Source organism: Campylobacter blaseri, assembly GCF_013201895.1.
Taxonomy (GTDB): domain Bacteria; phylum Campylobacterota; class Campylobacteria; order Campylobacterales; family Campylobacteraceae; genus Campylobacter_B; species Campylobacter_B blaseri.
On the sequence record NZ_CP053841.1, the window covers coordinates 631,654 to 650,301 of the forward strand.

Here is an 18,648-nt window from a genome sequence, read left to right on the forward strand (position 1 = left end):
TGAAGCAGTTTTTATGATATAATAGTAAAATTTTAATTTAAGGATAGTTAATGGCTGTAAATGTGTATTATGATAAAGATTGTGATTTAAACTTAATAAAAAGTAAAAAAGTTGCTATAATTGGTTTTGGCTCACAAGGTCACGCTCACGCTGAAAATTTAAGAGATAGTGGAGTTGAAGTTGTAATTGGTCTTAGAAAAGGTGGAAGTAGTTGGAGTAAGGCTGAGTCAAAGGGCTTTAAAGTCTTAGATGTAGCAAATGCTACAAAAGAAGCTGATATTATAATGGTACTTGCTCCTGATGAGAATCAAGCTGAAATTTTTAAAAATGAGATAGAGCCAAATTTAGAAGAGGGAAATGCTATAGCATTTGGACATGGATTTAACATTCACTATGGACAAATTGTAGCACCAAAGGGAATTGATGTTATTATGATAGCACCAAAAGCACCAGGACACACTGTTAGAAATGAGTTTGTAAATGGCGGGGGAATCCCAGATTTAATAGCTGTTCATCAAAATGCAAGTGGAAAAGCCAAGGAAATAGCACTTTCTTATGCAAGCGCTATTGGTGGTGGTAGAACAGGTATAATAGAGACAACTTTTAAAGATGAAACAGAAACTGATCTTTTTGGTGAGCAAGCTGTTTTATGTGGCGGTGTTACAGCATTAGTTCAAGCTGGATTTGAAACACTAACAGAGGCAGGATATGAGCCTGAAATGGCATATTTTGAATGTTTGCATGAGCTAAAACTTATAGTCGATTTGATGTATCAAGGTGGAATTGCTGATATGAGATATTCTATATCTAATACAGCTGAATTTGGTGACTATATGAGCGGTTCAAGAGTTATAGGCGAAGAATCAAAAAAGGCTATGAAGGATATTTTAAAAGATATCCAAAATGGGACATTTGCAAAAGAATTTATTTTAGAAAAGCAAGCAGGCTATACTAAAATGAATGCAGAAAGAAGAAATATGCAAAGTTCACTTATAGAGCAAACTGGAAAAAAACTAAGAGGCATGATGCCTTGGATATCTAAAAATAAAATAATAGATAAAGATAAAAATTAAACTTGGTAAAAAAAAAGATAGCCCCTAAAAAGAGGCCTACCCAAAGAAAAAAAAGAAGAGTTAATGAAGAAAACAGCTCTTCTTTTTTAAATTTAATTACATTAGTTGTATTGTGTTTTCTTACAGGATTTTTGACATATGCCGCTTTGGATTATACTTTTAATAAAAAAGATAACAATCAAATTTCAAAAAACATAGTGGTTGAAAAAAAACTACAAATTCAAACAAAAGATCCTGTTGCAAAAGCTTCAAAAACAACTAAAATTGATATTAAAAAAAACACTAATATATCCGAAGAAGTTGTGAAAAAAGATGATAATGATACTTTAGCAAAGATTAAAAAAGAATCTTTAAAGGATTTAAATAGTTCTTTACCTAATGAATACATCCAAATGGCTTCTCCAGCATTTAAAGTAAAAGAGCCATCAAGACTAAAAAAACCAAAACTAGTTTTAATTATTGATGATGTAGCTTCAAAAGAGCATACTAATGGCATAAAAAAGCTTAATTTAAAAATCACACCATCTTTTTTTCCACCAACTAGTGATTTTCCAAATACTCCAAAACTATCCAATCAATTTGATTTTTTTATGATACATTTACCACTTGAGGCTATGGGGTTTAATTCAAAAAGAATTAAAACTTTAATGACAACAGATAGTTATGATGAGATTGAACGGGTTGTAAAAGATGTTCGTAAAAATTTTTCACGAGCAGTGTTTTTAAACAATCACACAGGCAGTAAATTTACATCAAATTTAAACTCAACTAGAATGTTATCGAAGGCATTAAACAAGTATGGATTTAAATTAGTTGATTCAAAGACTATATTTTCTAGTAAGATAAAGCAAGTGGCTAAAGAGCAAGGTTTTAGATATATTTATAGAGATGTTTTTTTAGATAATAAAGATAGTGAAGTTGAAATTAAAAAACAGATAAAAGAAGCGATTAAAATAGCAAACAAAAAAGGATTTGCAATAGCCATTGGACACCCTAGAAAAAATACATTTAGAGCGATCCAAAACAGCAAAGAGCTATTAAAAAATGTTGAATTAGTATATTTAGATGAGATTTATGAATACTATAGATAACATAGATGCATTAAATAAGCTTCAAAATCCACCAAAAAAGCTTTTTTTTAAAGGAAATTTAGAATTTTTAAATATGCTAAAAGTTTCCATTGTTGGCTCAAGAAAAATGAGTTTTTATACTAAAAGTTTGGTTTTGCAACTATCAAGTGCTCTTAGTAAAAGAGGGGTTTGTGTTGTAAGTGGTGGTGCATTAGGGGTTGATATAACTGCACATAAAGGAGCATTTCCTAATACTATAGCAGTTTTTGCAAATGGATTAGATATCATTTATCCAAAAACAAATGAAAAAAACATTAAAGAAATTTATGAAAACTCACTTGCTTTAAGTGAGTACGAACCAAAAACCAGACCTTTAAGACACCATTTCTTACAAAGAAATAGAATAGTTGTAGCACTAAGTGAGGCTTTAGTTGTAGCACAAGCTGAGTTAAGAAGTGGATCTTTGCAAAGTGCTAGATTAGCTATGGAGCTAGGCATTCCTGTTTATGTTTTACCACATCAAATAAACGAAAGTATAGGAACAAACGAGTTATTAGCTACTAAAAAAGCAAACTTAATCTATAATATAGATAAATTTGCTGATAAATTTGGTAATTTAAGTCATATTGAAAATGATAACGATGAAGTGATTGAGTTTATAAAAACAAATAGTAGCTTTAATGATGCTCATCTTAAATTTGGAGATTTAGTTTATGAATATGAGCTTCAAGGAAAGATAGAAATTTTAGGTTCAAGGATAGTTATAAAATGATAGCAGCCATTGATGTTGGGCTAAAAAGAATAGGTATAGCTTTGGGTTATAAAAATGGCGTAACCGTTCCTATAAATGCAGTTTTAAGAAAAAACAGAAATCAAGCAGCTTTTGATGTAAGTAGTGTTTTAAAAGAGTGGAGTGTTGCAAGGCTTGTTGTTGGAATTCCACTTGGTGGAAGTAGCGAAGATGAGATGAGAAGACGAATTTCGCATTTTGTTTCATTGTTAGATTTTAGTGGTGAGATAATATATATAGATGAGAGCTTTTCAAGTATTGAAGCAAGTGAGTTTGGTGTTGCAAATCATAAAAAAAAAGATGGTAAACTTGATAGTTTATCAGCACTTGTTATACTTCAAAGGTATTTGGAAAAACAAAAATTTACTAAATAGAATATTTAAATTTATATTATTTGTTGTCTTGTTTGTATTTTTTAAGTTTTTAAATTTTAACTACTTTTTAGAACACCTAAAAATAACTTCATATTTCATCAGATAAACATAATGTATTTAAGTATCTTTTTTCAGCTCTATCTAACTCACTATTTGATTTGTTGATTCTGTCTAAATAATGCATACTTTCTCCTTATTGTTTATTTGTATCTAAATTTTTACCAAAAACTACATATAAGTATTTTTTTATTTCCATATAATCTTTTTTATTAAAGAAAAAGATTGAAATTCCTTTACGGTCAATGCTTCTATGACCCCTAATCCAACCAATATCTATTTTAAGTTTTAAAGAATATTTTATAAAATTATCAAAAGTTTTATTTGATTTTTTATATATAATAGCTCTAAATAAAATATCATAAAGAATTGCTAAAACTAGTGAAAATATCACTTTTGATAACAAAATATAGATTTTATTGTCATTTTCTGTAATTGCAATCATTATAGAAATTAAAGCTATAGGCAACATAATAAAATAATAAGATTTTATTAAATGAAAAAAAGAATTAAATTCTATATTGTTATCTGCTATCATATTAAACTTTCGTATTAATTTATTATCTTTATAAAATAAAGCTACTGAGTTATATAGCATAATAATACGATTACTTTTAGTTATGATACAAAATAAAAAAATATCAATAAAAAAAATAATAGAATAAAATAGAATAAGACCAAAAATTGATATATGATTTTCATAATTATTAGTATTTCCAATAATAACAAAAAATAATACAAACCATAGAAAAATATTTAATATGTCATGTATAATCATAGCAATAGTATAATCTTTTAGAATAAGTGGTTCTTTGTTATAATCTCTACCACTTTTTGTTAATTCATTGCTTTTAAAGATTGAGCTTGTAGTTTTATCTTCTGCTTGATTTTTAATGTCTTGATTTGTTTTATTTACATTTTTACTATTTAAATTTATATTATTGTTTAAATTTGAGTTTTGATTATTTAGTCTACTATTTAAGTTTGAATTACTATTTTCTTTATCCAAATTCGAATTTTGTGTAGTAGTTTTTGCTTTTCTCCCAGCTAATATTTTTCTTAGTTCTTCATTTTTATCCATCTGTTTCCTTTATAGGTGGATTTAATATTTAAATTAAACATATTAAACTAATAATAAAATATTATCTAAATAAAACTTAAATGAATTTATGAAATTTTCATTGGTTTTTGATATTTAAAATTAAGTTTGTTTATTAAAAATCAAGTTAAAATCAAAAATGATATGGTAGCTAATACCTTAAATGTTAGAGTAATGAATTTTAGCTAAGCAGCAATGAGTAAAGTATGCTTAAATAAAATTATAGTATAAGCATACCATCTCCATAAGAGTAGAATTTATATCTTTCTTTTATTGCAATCTCATAAATTTCCATAGTTTTTTCAAGTCCTAAAAATGATGAAACTAGCATTATTAAAGTTGATTTTGGAAGATGAAAATTTGTAAGTAGATAATTCAGCCTAATTGGTCTATTTGAATGGTTTAAAAAAAGTTTACAATATCCATTTTGCTTACCATTTCTTGCAAATTCTTCAACAACTCTTGTTACAGTTGTTCCAACCCCTAAAATCGGCTTATTTGTTTTTAAAATTTCAGCTGTTTTGCTAGGTATATTAAAATACTCAGAATGCATATTGTGTTCATGTATATTTTCACACTTGATTGCTTTAAATGTTCCAGCGCCAACATGCAAAGTTAGATAGTGCAGTTCATGTGTTTTTTTTAATTCATTAGCCATTTCATCGCTAAAATGAAGTGAAGCTGTGGGAGCTGCAACTGCCCCTAGATGTTTTGCAAATATACTTTGGTACCAAATTTCATCATCGTTATTATCATCTCTTTTTATGTATGGAGGTAGTGGAATATGACCAATATTATTAAAAAAATTAAAAATTTCATCTGTGCTAAGAGGGCTGTTTTTAAAAGAAAAAGAGACAATCCTAGTTCCATCACTATTTATTTCTATAACTTTTGCTTTTAAGTTTTTATTAAAATTTAAAATAGTTCCTATTTTTACATGACCTTTTATGTAAACGTTAAATTTTGAATCTTCAAGTGGAGTATTTAAAAGAAGTTCTACTTTTCCGCCTGTATCTTTTACACCATAAACTCTAGCCTTTACAACTTTTGTATCATTAAATATAATATCACAAGGTGGCAAAATTTCAACTAAATCACCAAATTTATAGTGTGAGATTAAATCTTTTTTTCTATCATAAACCAAAAGCCTTGCATTTTCTTTTGGTAGTGTTGGCTTGCTTGAAATGAGTTCTTTTGGTAGCTCATAATCATAGCTAGAAATTAGGTCTAAATCATTCATCTTCTATATCTTCACTTAAATCATCTTCAGGTTTATAAGGGTTAACTAATTTAGCAATGTATATTGATAGTAAATATAAAACTATAAGTGGTCCAGCTAATAAAAATTGACTTATAACATCAGGCGGTGTCATAAGAGCGGCAAACAAAAATATAAAAACAACAGCATATCTAAAAAAGTCACTCAAGCTTTTGTTTGTTATAAGTCCAACTAGGGCTAGAAAAAATGTAACTATAGGAAGTTCAAAACTTAGACCAAAGGCTATTAAAAATTTTGTGAAAAACCCTACAAATTCTCCAATTCTAGGCATGGCTGTAAATGTTCCACTTCCAAAATTTATTAAAAAATTAAAAGCAAGTGGAGTTACAAAAAAATAGCAAAAAGCACAACCTAATGCAAACATAGTTGAAGCACTAGTTACAAAAGGGATAACATATTTTTTCTCATTATCATAAAGACCTGGAGCAACAAAAAGCCAAAATTGCCAAAAAATTATAGGTAAAGATAGTAAAATAGCTACAAAAAATGAAACTTTCATTGATGTAAAAAAGGCTTCAGCTGGGTGGGTAAATATCACTTCACTACCTTCAGGTAGGACTTTTTTTAATGGAGCTAACATAAGTTCTAGAAAAAATTCCCAAAATCCAAAACATATAAGGAAAAGCACTATTACAGTTAAAACAGATATAAAAAGTCTTTTTCTAAGCTCTATAATATGTGGTTTTAAATCTTCAAACATTAACTTTTTCTCACTTCTTTATTTTTATTACTTTCTTTGGTTTTGTTTTTAGTAGATTGTTTTGTATCTATATTTTTAACACTATCTATATCTTTTTTTATCTCTTCTAAATTTTTATTAGCTACCTCTTTTGCAGAGTTTAAACCGCTTTTTATCTCTTCTAATTCTTCAAAAGTTAATTTTTTTCTAACGCTCTCTTTTGTTTTATTTATAGACTCTTTGTATTTTTGTGCATCCTCTTTTAACTCTGCTATTCTAACCTCTTGTTCAAAGCTAGTTTTTGCATCATTTATGGTTTTTTTTAGCACTTTAAAATATTTTGCTATTTCATACATTGCTTTTGGTAATTTATCAGGCCCTAGTGCAAGTATTGCCACTACAGCTATCATAAATATCTCAGAAAAGCCCATTCCAAACATCTTATATCCTAATTAATAAATATCTAGCTATTTTACCTATTTTTCTTTAATTTTTCGTAAAGTCATCATATATAAAAAGCGCTATCTCATCTGCTAATAAAAAGTTTGTATTATAAAATTTACCATTTTTATAGCTTAATTTATTTTCTTTTTCTAAAATTTTAGCTTTTTTGAGCTCATTTTCATTTAAAATTTGACTATCAACACCCAAAATTGATCTAAGTCCTAAAAATATATGTTCTATTTTTAAATCATTTTTATCTAAATTTTCTATCTCTTTTTGAAGTGGATTTTTTATATATTTTATTAAATCTTTTGGAGAATACAGTCTTTTATTTTTATTAAATCCTACAGCATAAGCACCAAATCCTACGTAATTTTCTAGCTTCCAATAAGCAAGATTATGTTTACAAATTTCTCCAAAATTTGAAATTTCATACTGTTTAAACCCCATTTCATTTAGCCGTTTAAAGAGAAATTTAGCTAATACGATGCTGTCTTTTTGAAATTGTGGTTTGTTTTCAAAAGATGTGTTTTTTTCTAAAATTAAAGAGTAAGCACTTATATGATTTATCTCTAAATTTAGCAAATTTTGTAATTCAAATTCAAGCATTTTTTTACTATCAAGCTTTGTCCCATAAATAATATCTAAATTAATATTTTTAAACCCAGCTTTTTTTGCATTAAAAACAGCCATTTTTGTATCATTTGCACTATGATTTCTGCCAAGAAATTTTAGCTTTTTTTCATCAAAACTTTGAGTTCCAAAACTAACTCTATTTACTCTCATTTTTCTCATGCTATTTAGCCAATTAAAAGTTGCACTATTTGGGTTTGCCTCTGTTGTTATCTCTGTTTTTTTACCAATATAAGGTTTTAGATATTCAAAAATTGGCTCATAATATCTTGAATTTATAGAACTAGGGGTTCCACCACCTATAAAAACAGTTGAAATTTCTTTAAATTTGTAGTTTTTTATCTCAAAACAGAGTGCTTTAAAATAATCACTAACCATATCAAAGCTTTTATCATATGAGCCAAAGGCACAATAAGGGCATTTTTTGGTGCAAAATGGTATGTGGATATATATATGCAAATTAACTCTTTTTTGTTAAATTTAACCATAAAACATTAAATTTATTATTAAAATATGGTTTATTATTATCCTTTAAAGACAATTTAGATAAAATCTTATCTAAAAATTGAAAGTAAAAATATGGAAAATAAAAAGATGAACTATAGACCAAATGTAGCTGCTATTGTTTTATCTCCATTGTATCCATTTGATTGCAAGATTCTTTTAGCACAAAGATCTGATATCAAAGATGCGTGGCAGTTTCCACAAGGTGGGATAGATAAAGGCGAAACACCAAAAGCAGCACTTTATAGAGAGCTAAAAGAGGAGATAGGAACTAATGATATTGAAATAATAGCAGAATATCCAAAGTGGTTAAGTTATGATTTTCCACAAAAGGTTGCTAAGAAGATGAAGCCCTATGATGGGCAAATTCAAAAATATTTTTTAGTTCGTTTAAAAAGCAATGCTCGTATAAATGTATTTACAGATGATCAGGAATTTGATATGTATAAATTTGTTTCTATAAATGATATAGTAAAAGAGGCGAACCATTTTAAAAAAAAGGTTTATGATATGGTTTTAAAATACTTTAAAAAAGAGGGTTATTTATAATGTTATTAGTTCAAAAATATGGTGGAACAAGTGTGGGGACATTGGAGAGAATAGAAGTTGTTGCACAAAGAGTTAAAAAAACAAAAGATGAGGGAAATGATGTTGTTGTTGTGGTTTCTGCTATGAGTGGAGAGACAAACAAATTAATTGATTACGCTCATCATTTTAGCAAAAATCCTCGCAAAAGAGAGTTAGATATGCTTTTAAGTGCTGGCGAGAGAGTAACGAGTTCTTTGTTATCAATTGCTTTAAATGAGTTAGGATGTGAGGCTATAGCATTTAGTGGAAGACAAGCTGGAATGCATACAGACAGTTTTCATACTAAGGCAAAAATAGAGTCAATAAATCCAAAATTAATAAAAGAGGCAATTTCACAAGGTAAAGTTGTTGTTGTTGCTGGTTTTCAAGGTATTAATGAAAAAGACGAGGTTACAACTTTAGGGCGTGGTGGAAGTGATCTTAGTGCCGTTGCTTTAGCAGGAGCTTTAAAGGCTGATTTATGTGAAATTTTTACAGATGTAGACGGTGTTTATACAACAGATCCAAGAATTGAACCAAAAGCTAGAAAACTTGATAAAGTTACTTATGATGAGATGTTAGAACTTGCAAGTTTAGGAGCTAAGGTTTTACAAAATCGCTCAGTAGAACTTGCAAAAAAACTTAATATTAATTTAGTTACAAGAAGTAGTTTTAATAACCATGAAGGAACACTTATTACAGGAGAGAAAAAAATGGAAAGTGCAATTATAAGCGGAATAGCACTAGATAGAAATCAAGCAATAGTATCAGTTAGAAATGTAGATGACAAACCAGGAGTTGCTGCTAAAATTTTTGAAGTATTGTCTAAAGAAGAGATAAATGTTGATATGATTATCCAAAATATAGGTAGTGATGGTGTAGCGAATATAGGTTTTACAGTGCCTGAAAATGAACTTGATAGGGCATTGGAGGCTTTAAAGGAGCTTGATAGCAGTTTTGTGATAGATAGTAATAAAGAAGTTGTTAAGGTTTCAATTGTTGGAATAGGCATGAAATCAAATAGTGGAATTGCAAGTAAGGCATTTAGTGTTATGTCTGAAAATGGGATTAATATACAGATGATATCAACTAGCGAGATAAGAATTTCAGTGATAGTAAATGAAAAATATGGTGAATTAGCTGTAAGAGCCCTACATGAAGCATACGAGCTTGATAAATAATGATAGATCTATATAGGTGGAGTTTAGAAAAAATAAGAAAAGACCCAATTATGTCCACATGGATGGAGGATAGAAGAGAGGAGTGGACTCCTCTTATAGCTTCTAGAATTAAGCTTATGCTAGAGGGGGCTTGTTTTATATTTTTTTGTGATAATGAAAGAAGATGGTTTGAGGAGTATTTTTTACTAAATATAAATAAAAAAAATAATGAAAGACCAATACTTCCTTTTTTTTCTCTAAGAGCTTTGTATCCTAATATATCAAATGTAAGTACAAAAGAGTCAATTGAGCTTTTGGAGGATATGTTAAGTTTATCTTTTTCTAATGGTTATATGTTTTTTTATATCGGGAAAGGTAATTCTATTTTTTCTCAAATAGCTAAAAATAGTGATAATAGTTATATGTGGCTTATAGATGAGCATGCTGAAAATAGCTTTTATTTAGATGGTGCGGATGAGAATTTAGATATTAAACTAATTCAACTTTTTAGGCTATTTGATAGCAGTATAAGTGCTGCTTTGTTTGATGAGGTTATTCTTTGAATAGCAAAATAATTCTTACAGATAATTTTGATGAAATTCAAAATGAGTTAATAGCTGAGTGTGGTATAAACCAAATTCGGATATTTAAAGAGGAAAATTTTTTACTTCAAAATGCAAAAAATGCAGTAGATGAGGCATATATAGCTGAAAAAGAGTTAAAAACTATAGTTTTAATAGGTGAAAAATTTGGCATAGAGGCTCAAAATGCACTTTTATTAATATTAGAAGAGCCGCCTAAAAATATAAGGTTTATTTTAGTAAGTAGTTCTAAAAACATATTTTTGCCAACTATTAGATCAAGATTAATTATAGAAAATAGACTTCAAAAAAAACAAAGAGTTTTAAGTGGCTTAAACTTAAAAAAACTAAGCTTAAGAGATATTAATGAGTTTGTAGAAGAGAAAATAGCTTTAGAGAGAAAAAGAGAATTTAGTAAAAATGATTTGTTAAATTTGGTAAGTGGTATAGTAATGCAAGCGTTTGAAGAGGGTATTAAATTTAATGAAAAAGAGTTAGAATATATAAATAAATTAACATATTTAATAAATTTAAATACAAAATCACATGCTATACTCACTCCACTTTTGCTAATGATAGGAGAAAAACATTGAAAATTTTTAAAATAGACAATAAAAGTGATTTTAATTTACTTTGTAAAGAGATTGAGCCACATAAAGTAGCCATAAATATTATGCAAAAAAAATCAAATTTAAATTTTTTTTACATAAAGGATATTAAAGCTCCAGCTGCAAATATCCTAAAACAAGATGCTTTAAGTATTGGCGCTGATTTGGTTGTTAAAAAAGATGTAATTTTAGGTGCTGAATTAAGTAACGCCTTGCTTATAGTAAATGATAAACAAGTAGAAATTTTAAGTAAAAAAGAGATGGCGCAAGATTTTGGCTTAAAAGAGTTGGCTAAATTTTTAAAACAAAATTTTAAAAAGCCTAAAAAACCTTTAATTATGGGCGTTGTCAATATAAATGAAGATAGTTTCAATGAGGCTAGTAGAGTAAATGTTAAAAATGGCATTGAGCGGATAGAAAAACAGATAAGTGATGGTGCTACATATATTGATCTAGGCGGTGTTTCAAGTAGGCCAGGGAGCAAGTATTGTGGAAGTAAAGAGGAATTTAGGCGTATTAAAGATATAATTGAGCAAATTTACAAGCTAAATTTATATGAAAAAGCAAAATTTAGCCTTGATAGTTTTGATGAATACTCTTTGGAATTTGCCTTAAATCATGGATTTTCTATGATAAATGATATAAGCGCAAAGCTAACTTTATGCAAGTTAGCTAAAAAATACAATGCCCAGTATTGTCTTATACATATGAAAGGCGATCCAACTACCATGCAAAAAGAGCCAAAATATGAAGATCTTATTTTTGAAATTGATAGTTTTTTTGAAAATTGCTTGGAGCAAATAGATAAATATAGTTTAAAAGATGTTGTTTTGGATGTTGGAATTGGTTTTGGTAAAACAGCTAAAGATAATATGTTTTTGATTAAACATTTGGAACATTTTTTACATTTTGATTTACCATTGCTTGTTGGAGCTAGTAGAAAAAGTGTTATAAATAACTACTTTAAGAGCGATATAAAAGATAGGCTTGCAGGTTCGCTTTATTTGCATTTAAAAGCTTTTGAAAATGGTGCAACTATCATTAGAACACACGATGTTTATGAACATTCGCAAATGTTTGCACTTGATGGTGCTATGAGAGATTTAAGTATATGGTAGAAAAATGAAAAAAGATGATTATTTAAAAGCGGTTGAAACGCTAAATTTATGGGCAAAAGCCTATTATACAGATGATAATCCATTAGCTAGTGATGAAGAGTATGACAGGCTTTATCATAGTGTTATTGAGTTTGAAAAAGAAAATCCAAATGAGATTTTAAGTTATTCACCAACCCAAAAAATAGGTGGTGCTATAAGTGAAGGTTTTAATAAGTTAGCACACATAAACCAAATGTGGTCAATGGAAGATGTTTTTAGTGAAAGTGAGCTAGTTGCTTGGATAAATAGAGGCGATAAAAGCAAAGAGGTGTTTTACTGTGAGCCTAAATTTGATGGAGCGAGTTTAAATTTGTTTTATGAAGGTGGAATCCTTAAAAGTGCCATTACAAGGGGAGATGGAGTAATTGGGGAAGAGATAACTCAAAACGCTAAGGTTATAAACTCCATACCGCTTCAAATTTCATATAAAGGCAGGATTGAAATTCGTGGAGAGGTTGTAATTGCTAAAAATGATTTTGATAGTTTAAATGAACAAAGAGCAAAAAATGGTGAACCACTTTTAGCAAATCCTAGAAATGCAGCCGCAGGAAGTTTAAGACAGCTTGATAGCAAAATAACAGCAAGTAGAAAACTTAAGTTTATACCTTGGGGAGTTGGATATAATGAACTTGATTTTAGAACACATTTACAAACTATGGATTTTGTAAGAGAGCTTGGCTTTTTAAGAGATAGCTTTGTTAGAATTTGCAAAAACAAAGATGAAGTTATGGAAGCTTACAATGAACTTTTATCTAAACGAGACTTTAAAGATATAATGATGGATGGAATGGTTGTAAGAGTTGATAGTTTAGATAAATCAATAAATTTAGGCTACACAGTTAAATTTCCGCGTTTTATGGTGGCTTTTAAATTTCCAGCTATTGAAAAGGTTACAAAACTCAAAGATATTGCGCTTCAAGTTGGAAGAAGTGGAGTTGTAACACCTGTTGGAGTATTAGAGCCTGTTTTGATTGAGGGTGCAATGATAAAAAATGCAACACTTCATAACTTTGATGAGATAGAGCGTCTTGGACTTATGAAAGGGGATTATGTAAATATCATAAGAAGTGGTGATGTTATACCAAAGATTACAAGTGTGTATAAAGATAGAAGAGATGGGGCACAAAAGCAAATAAATCGTCCAGAGTTTTGTCCTGTTTGTGGATCAAAACTTCATTATGAAGAGATATTTGTAGTATGTCAAAACATTGATTGCAAGGCAAGAATTGTAAACTCACTTATATATTTTGCATCTAAAAAGTGTATGGATATAGATGGGCTTGGAGAGGCGATTGTAAAAACTCTTTATAAAGAGGGTAAGATAGTTAAGATTATAGATATTTATAGGCTTAAATTTGAAGATTTAGATGGGCTTGAGGGCTTTAGAGATAAAAAAATATCAAATTTACTAAATGCTATTGAAAACTCAAAAACAAATGAACTTTATAGATTTATAACAGCTCTTGGGATAGAGCATATAGGCGAAGTTGCAGCTAAGAAAATATCAAACCATTTTAAAGATAACTGGTTAAATGCAAGTTATGATGAGGTTTTAGGTCTTGATGGCTTTGGTGAAGCTATGGCTAAAAGCTATATCGATTTTATAGATACAAATGCTGAGCATATAAAAGAGCTTTTAAAATATCTAACACTTCAAATTCCAAAGCTTGAGATAAAACAGAGTGCATTTAGTGATAAAACAGTGGTTATAACAGGAACCCTTAGCAAAAGCAGGGATTTTTATAAAGATGAACTAGAAAAAATGGGGGCAAAAGTTGCAAACTCTGTATCTAAAAAAACAGATTATTTGCTTTGTGGGGAAAATGCAGGAAGTAAATTGGAAAAAGCTAAAGAGCTAGGAGTTAAAATAATAGGTGAAGATGAATACAAGGAGCTAAGTGAGAGCTGATAAATATGTAGCAAATGTTTTAAATATAAGTAGAAATAAAGCTAGTGAGATTATAAAAGATAAAAAGGTATTTTTAAATAAAGAGCCTATTTTAAAGCCAAGTTTGGAGATAGAAGGTGGCGATATAGAGCTTTTAGGCGATATATATGTTTCAAGGGCTGCACTTAAACTTAAATATTTTCTTGAAGAGATTGAGTTAGATTTTAAGGATAAAACAGCAATTGATGTTGGAAGTTCAACTGGTGGATTTGTTCAAATTTTGTTACAAAATGGTGTGAAATCTGTAACTGCTGTTGATGTTGGAACAATGCAACTTCATAGTAGTTTAAAAGAAGATAATAGGGTTGAAATTTTTGAAAACACAGATATACGGGAGTTAAAAGTAGATAAAAGTTTTGAGATATTAACATGTGATGTAAGTTTTATATCACTTAGTAATATTTTAGAGTATTTAAAACCATTGTTTAGTGAATTTGCTATTTTGCTTTTTAAGCCACAATTTGAAGTTGGAAAAAATATAAAAAGAGATAAAAAAGGCGTTGTTAAAGATGAAAAGGCAATCAAACAGGTAATGGCAAGGTTTGAGCTAAATGCGGCAAATTTAGGATTAATGTTGGTTGAGTGCATTGTATGCAAATTAAAAGGAAAAGAGGGAAATGTTGAGTATTTTTACCTGTTTAAGAAATAGTTTTTTATTTGGAACACTTTTAGTTATCCTAGGTGGATGTGCTATAAATAGCGATTTTGAGCCTAAAAAAAGTGTTAAAAACTTTAATATCTATGAATTTAGTGGAAGTTGGTATGAGATTGCAAATTTAGATGAGAATTTAGATGAAAAAAATATTAAAATAAACTTTTCAATAGATAAAAAAGATAATATTAAAATAGTTAAAAATTATATGGATTCAAAAAATAGCATTGCAAAAAGAGAATATAGCGCAAAAATAGTTAATGAAAATAATAATACTATTTTAGAAGTTTTTAGATTTTTAGGAGTTAAAGAGAGATTTAGTATAGCAAAGATAGACGGATACAAATATGCTATGCTTTATGGGGGTGATAAAATTCATATATTATCAAGAACAAAAACTTTGCCAGAGCTTATGAAAGTTGTGTATTTAAATCATGCTAAAAAAGATGGCTATGATGTAAGTAAAATTCAAATGGTTATACAAGAGTAAAATGAAAAAAAAAGATATAACTTCAATAGCCATAGGTCGTTTTGATGGACTTCATTTGGGTCATTTTAAGATATTTAATAATCTTGATAAAAATGGAGGTGTAGTTGTTATAGAAGATAGTAGAGATAAACTTACTCCTATTAGAGAGGAGCACCTACCTTTACCATTTTTTTATTACCATCTTAAAGATATAAAAAATTTAAGTGGCAGGGATTTTATAGAGCTAATTAAAAAAGATTTTCCAAATCTAAAAAAAATTGTAATAGGATATGACTTTAAATTCGGAAAAGATAGAGCCTATAGTGCTAGCGATTTAAAAACTATGTTTAGTGGTGAAATTTGCATAGTTGATGAGTTTAAACTTAAAGATGCTGGAGTTCATAGCAGAAACATAAGGGAGTTTTTAAAAATTGGCGATATAAAAATGGCAAATAATTTTCTAGGACGACAATATAAAATTTCAGGAAGAAATATTAAAGGGCAAGGCATTGGTAAAAAAGAGCTTTTTGCTACTTTAAACATTGAGATTAATGGATATATTTTACCTAGAAATGGAGTTTGGGCAAGCTATACTAGGGTTAATAAGCAACAATTTAAAAGTGTTACCTTTATAGGAAATAGGGTTAGTACTGATGGCAAATTTAGTGTAGAAACACATATTTTAGATGAAAATTTAGATGTTAGAGAGCTTAGCAAAGTTGATATATTTTTTGTAAAATATATAAGAGAAAATCTTAAATTTAATAGCCTATTAGATTTAAAAACCCAGATTCAAAAAGATATAAACATAGCTAGAGAGATTTTAAATGAAAGATGAAATTTTTAAAAAACCATTAGAAAAACAATTTGAATTTGATGAAAATGTTGCAAGTGTTTTTGATGATATGATTAGTAGATCAGTTCCGTTTTATGATGTTTCAACGAAGCTAGTTTGTGAAATTTTATATAAACATCTTTTAGAAAATGCAAAAATTGTAGATCTTGGTTGCTCAACTGGAAATACATTATTTAAACTTTTTGAAATAAATAGTAAATTTGAACTTACCGGCGTGGATGAGTCTAAACCTATGCTTGATATTGCAAATAGTAAAGCTAGAGCTTTTGGAGCAAGTATTGATTTTATTCAAGATGATATATTGAAATTTAATCTAGAAAGAGTTGATGCAGTAATTTTAAACTACACTTTGCAATTTATAAGACCACTTAAAAGAAGTGATTTTGTTAAAAGAATTTATAGTGGTTTAAAAGATGGTGGAGTGTTTGTGTTTAGTGAAAAGATAATCTATGAAGACAAAAAACTTGGCAAGGATATTATAGAAATTTATGAAAACTATAAGATAGAAAAAGGGTATTCAAGATATGAGGTTTCGCAAAAAAGACAGGCATTAGAAAATATCTTGATTCCATTTAGTGAAGATGAAAATAAAACTATGATTTTAGAAGCTGGGTTTAAATTTGTTGAAACAGTATTTAAATGGGGAAATTTTGCTACCTTTATAGCTATTAAGTAGTCTTAGAAGACTACTTAATTTATTATCTATCTTTTAAATTTAATTGACTAATAATTTCTGTATAGCTGTTATAGTCTTTGTTTTTAAGATATTTCATCAGTTTTTTTCTTCTACTAACTAATTTAAGTAGACCTAAACGAGATGAGAAATCTTTAGGGTTTTTCTTTAAGTGTTCAGTAAGTTCTATAACTCTTGTTGTAAGTAATGCTATTTGAACTTCGGTTGAACCTGTATCATTTTCTTTTTTAGCGAATTTTGCAACTATTTCTGCTTTTTGAGCCGAATCTAAAGCCATCTTAGCCTCCTGATTGGTAAATTTTTGTTTAAGGAAATATTATATCTTAAATAAAATAAAAGATAGATAAAACACAAAATGATTTAATATAATTATTAATTTCATACCTTTAAACTCTTTAATAGCAAAAACCTATTAAAATATAGGATAATAAATTAAAAGGGGAAAATATGCTTTTTACTAAAGCCAGTGAATATGCTTTGTTGTCACTTATTTACTTAGCCCAAAAAGATAGTGCCCAAGGTGTAGAGGTGATAGCAAATGAGCTAAATATCTCAAAAAGTTTTTTGGCTAAAATATTACAAAATATGGCTAAAGAGGGAATTTTAAAATCTACAAGAGGTGTAAATGGCGGATTTGAGCTTGCGCATAAACCAAAAGATATAAATTTAAAAGATATAGTTTTACATGCAGAAAAACATCCTACTTCGGTTTTTGAATGTTCAAGTTCAAGAGGGGATTGTCCAAGCGATCAAGGGGAGTTTTGTAAAATTTGGAAAATGTTTAATACATTGCAAATTAAAGTAGATGAGTTTTTAGAGACCATCACACTCCAAGATATAATCATAAAAAAAGAGTTTTAATGAAAATTTATCATTTATCACACACAGATTTAGATGGATATGGTGCACAATTTGTTACAAAGTTTTATTTTAGTGATATTAAATTTTATAATTCAAACTATGGCAAAGAGATTGATGTTAAATTTGATCAAATTTTGAACGAAATGGATGATGAAAAATCTATTGTATTAATTACCGATTTAAACCTTACTTTAACTCAGTGTGCTAAATTTGAAGAGGCTTTAAAGGATAAAAATAGCAAAATAATGCTGCTTGATCATCATCAAACAGGGCTTGAGTGTGCTAAAAAATATCCTTGGTATCTTTTAGATAATGAAAGATGTGCAACCAAGATAACATATGATTTTTTCTCTTCAATATATGGCAAAGATGAAAAGCTTGATAAATTTGTTAGAGTTGTGAACTCAGTTGATATTTGGCTTAAGGATGAGCCTGAGTTTGAACTAGGTAAAGTCTGCTTAGGTTTGGTTTCTATGGCAAAAGAGATAAATAATATTATGTTTGGTGATACAAGTAGGGATTATATATTTTATTTGTTAGATAAAACTCAAAAGTATTTTAATGAAAAAGATGGGCATATTGCTCTAGATGAAGCCCTGCATATTTTTAAAAAGAGTTATTTTATAAAAGAAAAAAATGATACTTTAAATAATCTAATATCAACTTTTGTTGTAGATATGCTCAGCCAAAATAAAGAAAAATTTATGATTCAATACAGAGATAAAACAGGAATATTAACCTATAATATCGGTAATACCTCAATCATAGGCAATGAGTTTTTAGTTAGAAACCCAGATATCGACTTCTTTTTAGATATGACTTCAAGAAAAACTATGAGCTTTAGAGCAAACAATAGTGCAGATGTTAGTCTTATAGCTAAGGAGCTAGTAGGTGGCGGGGGGCATGTTAATGCAAGCGGTGGATTTTATCCAGCTTTTAAAGATGGACATACTTATGAGATAATTAAAAAACAGATAGTAGATTTAATAGAGAAAAAAACAAAAGCAGAAGAGGCTTCAAAAGAACAAATGGCACAAGAATAGCATCTATAAAAGGTGCTATTTAGTTTAATAAATTATTAAAATAATATATG

At 28.6% G+C, this 18,648-nt stretch carries 22 protein-coding genes; 16 read left to right on the plus strand and 6 right to left on the minus strand.

The genetic code is table 11. The features are described from left to right. Window positions 1-50: 50 nt before the first annotated feature. The 4 genes from ilvC to ruvX are packed head-to-tail and all read left to right on the plus strand — an operon-like array spanning window position 51 to window position 3,307. Window positions 51-1,073, plus strand: coding sequence for a ketol-acid reductoisomerase (ilvC, locus tag CBLAS_RS03255; protein ID WP_106870099.1), 1,023 nt, complete (start codon window positions 51-53; stop codon window positions 1,071-1,073). Between the two features lie 2 nt (window positions 1,074-1,075). Then, complete coding sequence (locus tag CBLAS_RS03260; RefSeq protein ID WP_106870101.1) at window positions 1,076-2,164, plus strand: divergent polysaccharide deacetylase family protein; 1,089 nt, start codon at window positions 1,076-1,078, stop codon at window positions 2,162-2,164. Beyond that, on the plus strand, window positions 2,148-2,915 hold the full coding sequence (gene dprA, locus CBLAS_RS03265) for a DNA-processing protein DprA (protein WP_106870622.1): 768 nt from the start codon (window positions 2,148-2,150) through the stop codon (window positions 2,913-2,915). The genes CBLAS_RS03260 and dprA overlap by 17 nt, the downstream gene beginning before the upstream one ends. Then, on the plus strand, window positions 2,912-3,307 hold the full coding sequence (gene ruvX, locus CBLAS_RS03270; protein WP_106870106.1) for a Holliday junction resolvase RuvX: 396 nt from the start codon (window positions 2,912-2,914) through the stop codon (window positions 3,305-3,307). Before dprA ends, ruvX begins: the two co-directional genes overlap by 4 nt. 193 nt (window positions 3,308-3,500) lie before the next feature. Here ruvX and CBLAS_RS03275 read toward each other — a convergent pair whose 3' ends face one another. The 5 genes from CBLAS_RS03275 to hemW form a co-directional block, all read right to left on the minus strand. Further along, entirely contained in the window at window positions 3,501-4,445 is a 945-nt protein-coding gene (locus CBLAS_RS03275) for a hypothetical protein (RefSeq protein WP_106870109.1), read from the minus strand. 238 nt (window positions 4,446-4,683) lie between these two features. After that, window positions 4,684-5,703: a tRNA preQ1(34) S-adenosylmethionine ribosyltransferase-isomerase QueA gene (queA, locus tag CBLAS_RS03280; RefSeq protein ID WP_106870111.1), complete on the minus strand. Its 1,020-nt coding sequence runs from the start codon at window positions 5,701-5,703 to the stop codon at window positions 4,684-4,686. Continuing rightward, a complete protein-coding gene (gene tatC / locus CBLAS_RS03285; protein ID WP_106870114.1) occupies window positions 5,696-6,442 on the minus strand; it encodes a twin-arginine translocase subunit TatC in 747 nt (248 codons plus the stop codon). The genes queA and tatC overlap by 8 nt, the downstream gene beginning before the upstream one ends. Further along, window positions 6,442-6,861 (minus strand): Sec-independent protein translocase protein TatB, encoded by a 420-nt coding sequence (tatB, locus tag CBLAS_RS03290; protein ID WP_106870116.1) that lies wholly within the window; start codon window positions 6,859-6,861, stop codon window positions 6,442-6,444. Before tatB ends, tatC begins: the two co-directional genes overlap by 1 nt. Window positions 6,862-6,907: 46 nt before the next feature. Further along, window positions 6,908-7,957, minus strand: coding sequence for a radical SAM family heme chaperone HemW (gene hemW / locus CBLAS_RS03295; RefSeq protein ID WP_106870118.1), 1,050 nt, complete (start codon window positions 7,955-7,957; stop codon window positions 6,908-6,910). 120 nt (window positions 7,958-8,077) lie between these two features. Here hemW and CBLAS_RS03300 point away from each other — a divergent pair, with 120 nt between their 5' ends. Genes CBLAS_RS03300 through cmoA form a run of 10 tightly spaced genes read left to right on the plus strand, consistent with a single transcriptional unit; the run spans window position 8,078 to window position 16,676 of the window. Next, window positions 8,078-8,551 (plus strand): RNA pyrophosphohydrolase, encoded by a 474-nt coding sequence (locus CBLAS_RS03300; protein WP_106870121.1) that lies wholly within the window; start codon window positions 8,078-8,080, stop codon window positions 8,549-8,551. After that, window positions 8,551-9,750, plus strand: a complete 1,200-nt coding sequence (locus CBLAS_RS03305; RefSeq protein ID WP_106870123.1) for an aspartate kinase — start codon at window positions 8,551-8,553, stop codon at window positions 9,748-9,750. Before CBLAS_RS03300 ends, CBLAS_RS03305 begins: the two co-directional genes overlap by 1 nt. Then, window positions 9,750-10,292 (plus strand): HobA family DNA replication regulator, encoded by a 543-nt coding sequence (locus CBLAS_RS03310; protein WP_106870125.1) that lies wholly within the window; start codon window positions 9,750-9,752, stop codon window positions 10,290-10,292. Before CBLAS_RS03305 ends, CBLAS_RS03310 begins: the two co-directional genes overlap by 1 nt. Beyond that, entirely contained in the window at window positions 10,289-10,903 is a 615-nt protein-coding gene (locus CBLAS_RS03315) for a DNA polymerase III subunit delta' (RefSeq protein WP_106870127.1), read from the plus strand. Before CBLAS_RS03310 ends, CBLAS_RS03315 begins: the two co-directional genes overlap by 4 nt. Beyond that, complete coding sequence (gene folP, locus CBLAS_RS03320) at window positions 10,900-12,036, plus strand: dihydropteroate synthase (RefSeq protein WP_106870129.1); 1,137 nt, start codon at window positions 10,900-10,902, stop codon at window positions 12,034-12,036. Before CBLAS_RS03315 ends, folP begins: the two co-directional genes overlap by 4 nt. Window positions 12,037-12,040: 4 nt before the next feature. Next, window positions 12,041-13,984, plus strand: a complete 1,944-nt coding sequence (ligA, locus tag CBLAS_RS03325) for an NAD-dependent DNA ligase LigA (protein WP_106870131.1) — start codon at window positions 12,041-12,043, stop codon at window positions 13,982-13,984. Continuing rightward, window positions 13,974-14,672, plus strand: coding sequence for a 23S rRNA (cytidine-2'-O)-methyltransferase TlyA (gene tlyA, locus CBLAS_RS03330; protein WP_106870134.1), 699 nt, complete (start codon window positions 13,974-13,976; stop codon window positions 14,670-14,672). The genes ligA and tlyA overlap by 11 nt, the downstream gene beginning before the upstream one ends. Next, entirely contained in the window at window positions 14,644-15,165 is a 522-nt protein-coding gene (locus CBLAS_RS03335) for a lipocalin family protein (RefSeq protein ID WP_157943549.1), read from the plus strand. The genes tlyA and CBLAS_RS03335 overlap by 29 nt, the downstream gene beginning before the upstream one ends. Window position 15,166: 1 nt before the next feature. Continuing rightward, on the plus strand, window positions 15,167-15,982 hold the full coding sequence (locus CBLAS_RS03340) for a bifunctional riboflavin kinase/FAD synthetase (RefSeq protein ID WP_106870138.1): 816 nt from the start codon (window positions 15,167-15,169) through the stop codon (window positions 15,980-15,982). Beyond that, on the plus strand, window positions 15,972-16,676 hold the full coding sequence (gene cmoA, locus CBLAS_RS03345; RefSeq protein WP_106870140.1) for a carboxy-S-adenosyl-L-methionine synthase CmoA: 705 nt from the start codon (window positions 15,972-15,974) through the stop codon (window positions 16,674-16,676). Before CBLAS_RS03340 ends, cmoA begins: the two co-directional genes overlap by 11 nt. A gap of 22 nt (window positions 16,677-16,698) precedes the next feature. Here the strand turns inward: cmoA and rpsO are convergent, their stop codons facing one another. Beyond that, window positions 16,699-16,971: a 30S ribosomal protein S15 gene (gene rpsO, locus CBLAS_RS03350; RefSeq protein ID WP_106870142.1), complete on the minus strand. Its 273-nt coding sequence runs from the start codon at window positions 16,969-16,971 to the stop codon at window positions 16,699-16,701. 170 nt (window positions 16,972-17,141) lie between these two features. On the opposite strand from rpsO, the gene CBLAS_RS03355 reads away from it, so the two are divergent. Beyond that, a complete protein-coding gene (locus tag CBLAS_RS03355) occupies window positions 17,142-17,555 on the plus strand; it encodes an RrF2 family transcriptional regulator (protein WP_106870144.1) in 414 nt (137 codons plus the stop codon). Then, window positions 17,555-18,598: a DHH family phosphoesterase gene (locus tag CBLAS_RS03360; protein ID WP_106870146.1), complete on the plus strand. Its 1,044-nt coding sequence runs from the start codon at window positions 17,555-17,557 to the stop codon at window positions 18,596-18,598. The genes CBLAS_RS03355 and CBLAS_RS03360 overlap by 1 nt, the downstream gene beginning before the upstream one ends. The last annotated feature ends 50 nt before the right edge of the window (window positions 18,599-18,648 follow it).

Bases quoted from the DNA above. Each gene is read 5' to 3' on its own strand.
- ruvX (WP_106870106.1), top strand. From the start codon at position 2,912: ATGATAGCAGCCATTGATGTTGGGCTAAAAAGAATAGGTATAGCTTTG.
- dprA (WP_106870622.1), top strand. From the start codon at position 2,148: ATGAATACTATAGATAACATAGATGCATTAAATAAGCTTCAAAATCCA.
- queA (WP_106870111.1), bottom strand. From the start codon at position 5,703: ATGAATGATTTAGACCTAATTTCTAGCTATGATTATGAGCTACCAAAA.
- cmoA (WP_106870140.1), top strand. From the start codon at position 15,972: ATGAAAGATGAAATTTTTAAAAAACCATTAGAAAAACAATTTGAATTT.
- CBLAS_RS03340 (WP_106870138.1), top strand. From the start codon at position 15,167: ATGAAAAAAAAAGATATAACTTCAATAGCCATAGGTCGTTTTGATGGA.
- ligA (WP_106870131.1), top strand. From the start codon at position 12,041: ATGAAAAAAGATGATTATTTAAAAGCGGTTGAAACGCTAAATTTATGG.
- CBLAS_RS03360 (WP_106870146.1), top strand. From the start codon at position 17,555: ATGAAAATTTATCATTTATCACACACAGATTTAGATGGATATGGTGCA.
- ilvC (WP_106870099.1), top strand. From the start codon at position 51: ATGGCTGTAAATGTGTATTATGATAAAGATTGTGATTTAAACTTAATA.
- tatB (WP_106870116.1), bottom strand. From the start codon at position 6,861: ATGTTTGGAATGGGCTTTTCTGAGATATTTATGATAGCTGTAGTGGCA.
- CBLAS_RS03300 (WP_106870121.1), top strand. From the start codon at position 8,078: ATGGAAAATAAAAAGATGAACTATAGACCAAATGTAGCTGCTATTGTT.
- tatC (WP_106870114.1), bottom strand. From the start codon at position 6,442: ATGTTTGAAGATTTAAAACCACATATTATAGAGCTTAGAAAAAGACTT.
- CBLAS_RS03310 (WP_106870125.1), top strand. From the start codon at position 9,750: ATGATAGATCTATATAGGTGGAGTTTAGAAAAAATAAGAAAAGACCCA.
- CBLAS_RS03305 (WP_106870123.1), top strand. From the start codon at position 8,551: ATGTTATTAGTTCAAAAATATGGTGGAACAAGTGTGGGGACATTGGAG.
- rpsO (WP_106870142.1), bottom strand. From the start codon at position 16,971: ATGGCTTTAGATTCGGCTCAAAAAGCAGAAATAGTTGCAAAATTCGCT.
- CBLAS_RS03275 (WP_106870109.1), bottom strand. From the start codon at position 4,445: ATGGATAAAAATGAAGAACTAAGAAAAATATTAGCTGGGAGAAAAGCA.
- CBLAS_RS03355 (WP_106870144.1), top strand. From the start codon at position 17,142: ATGCTTTTTACTAAAGCCAGTGAATATGCTTTGTTGTCACTTATTTAC.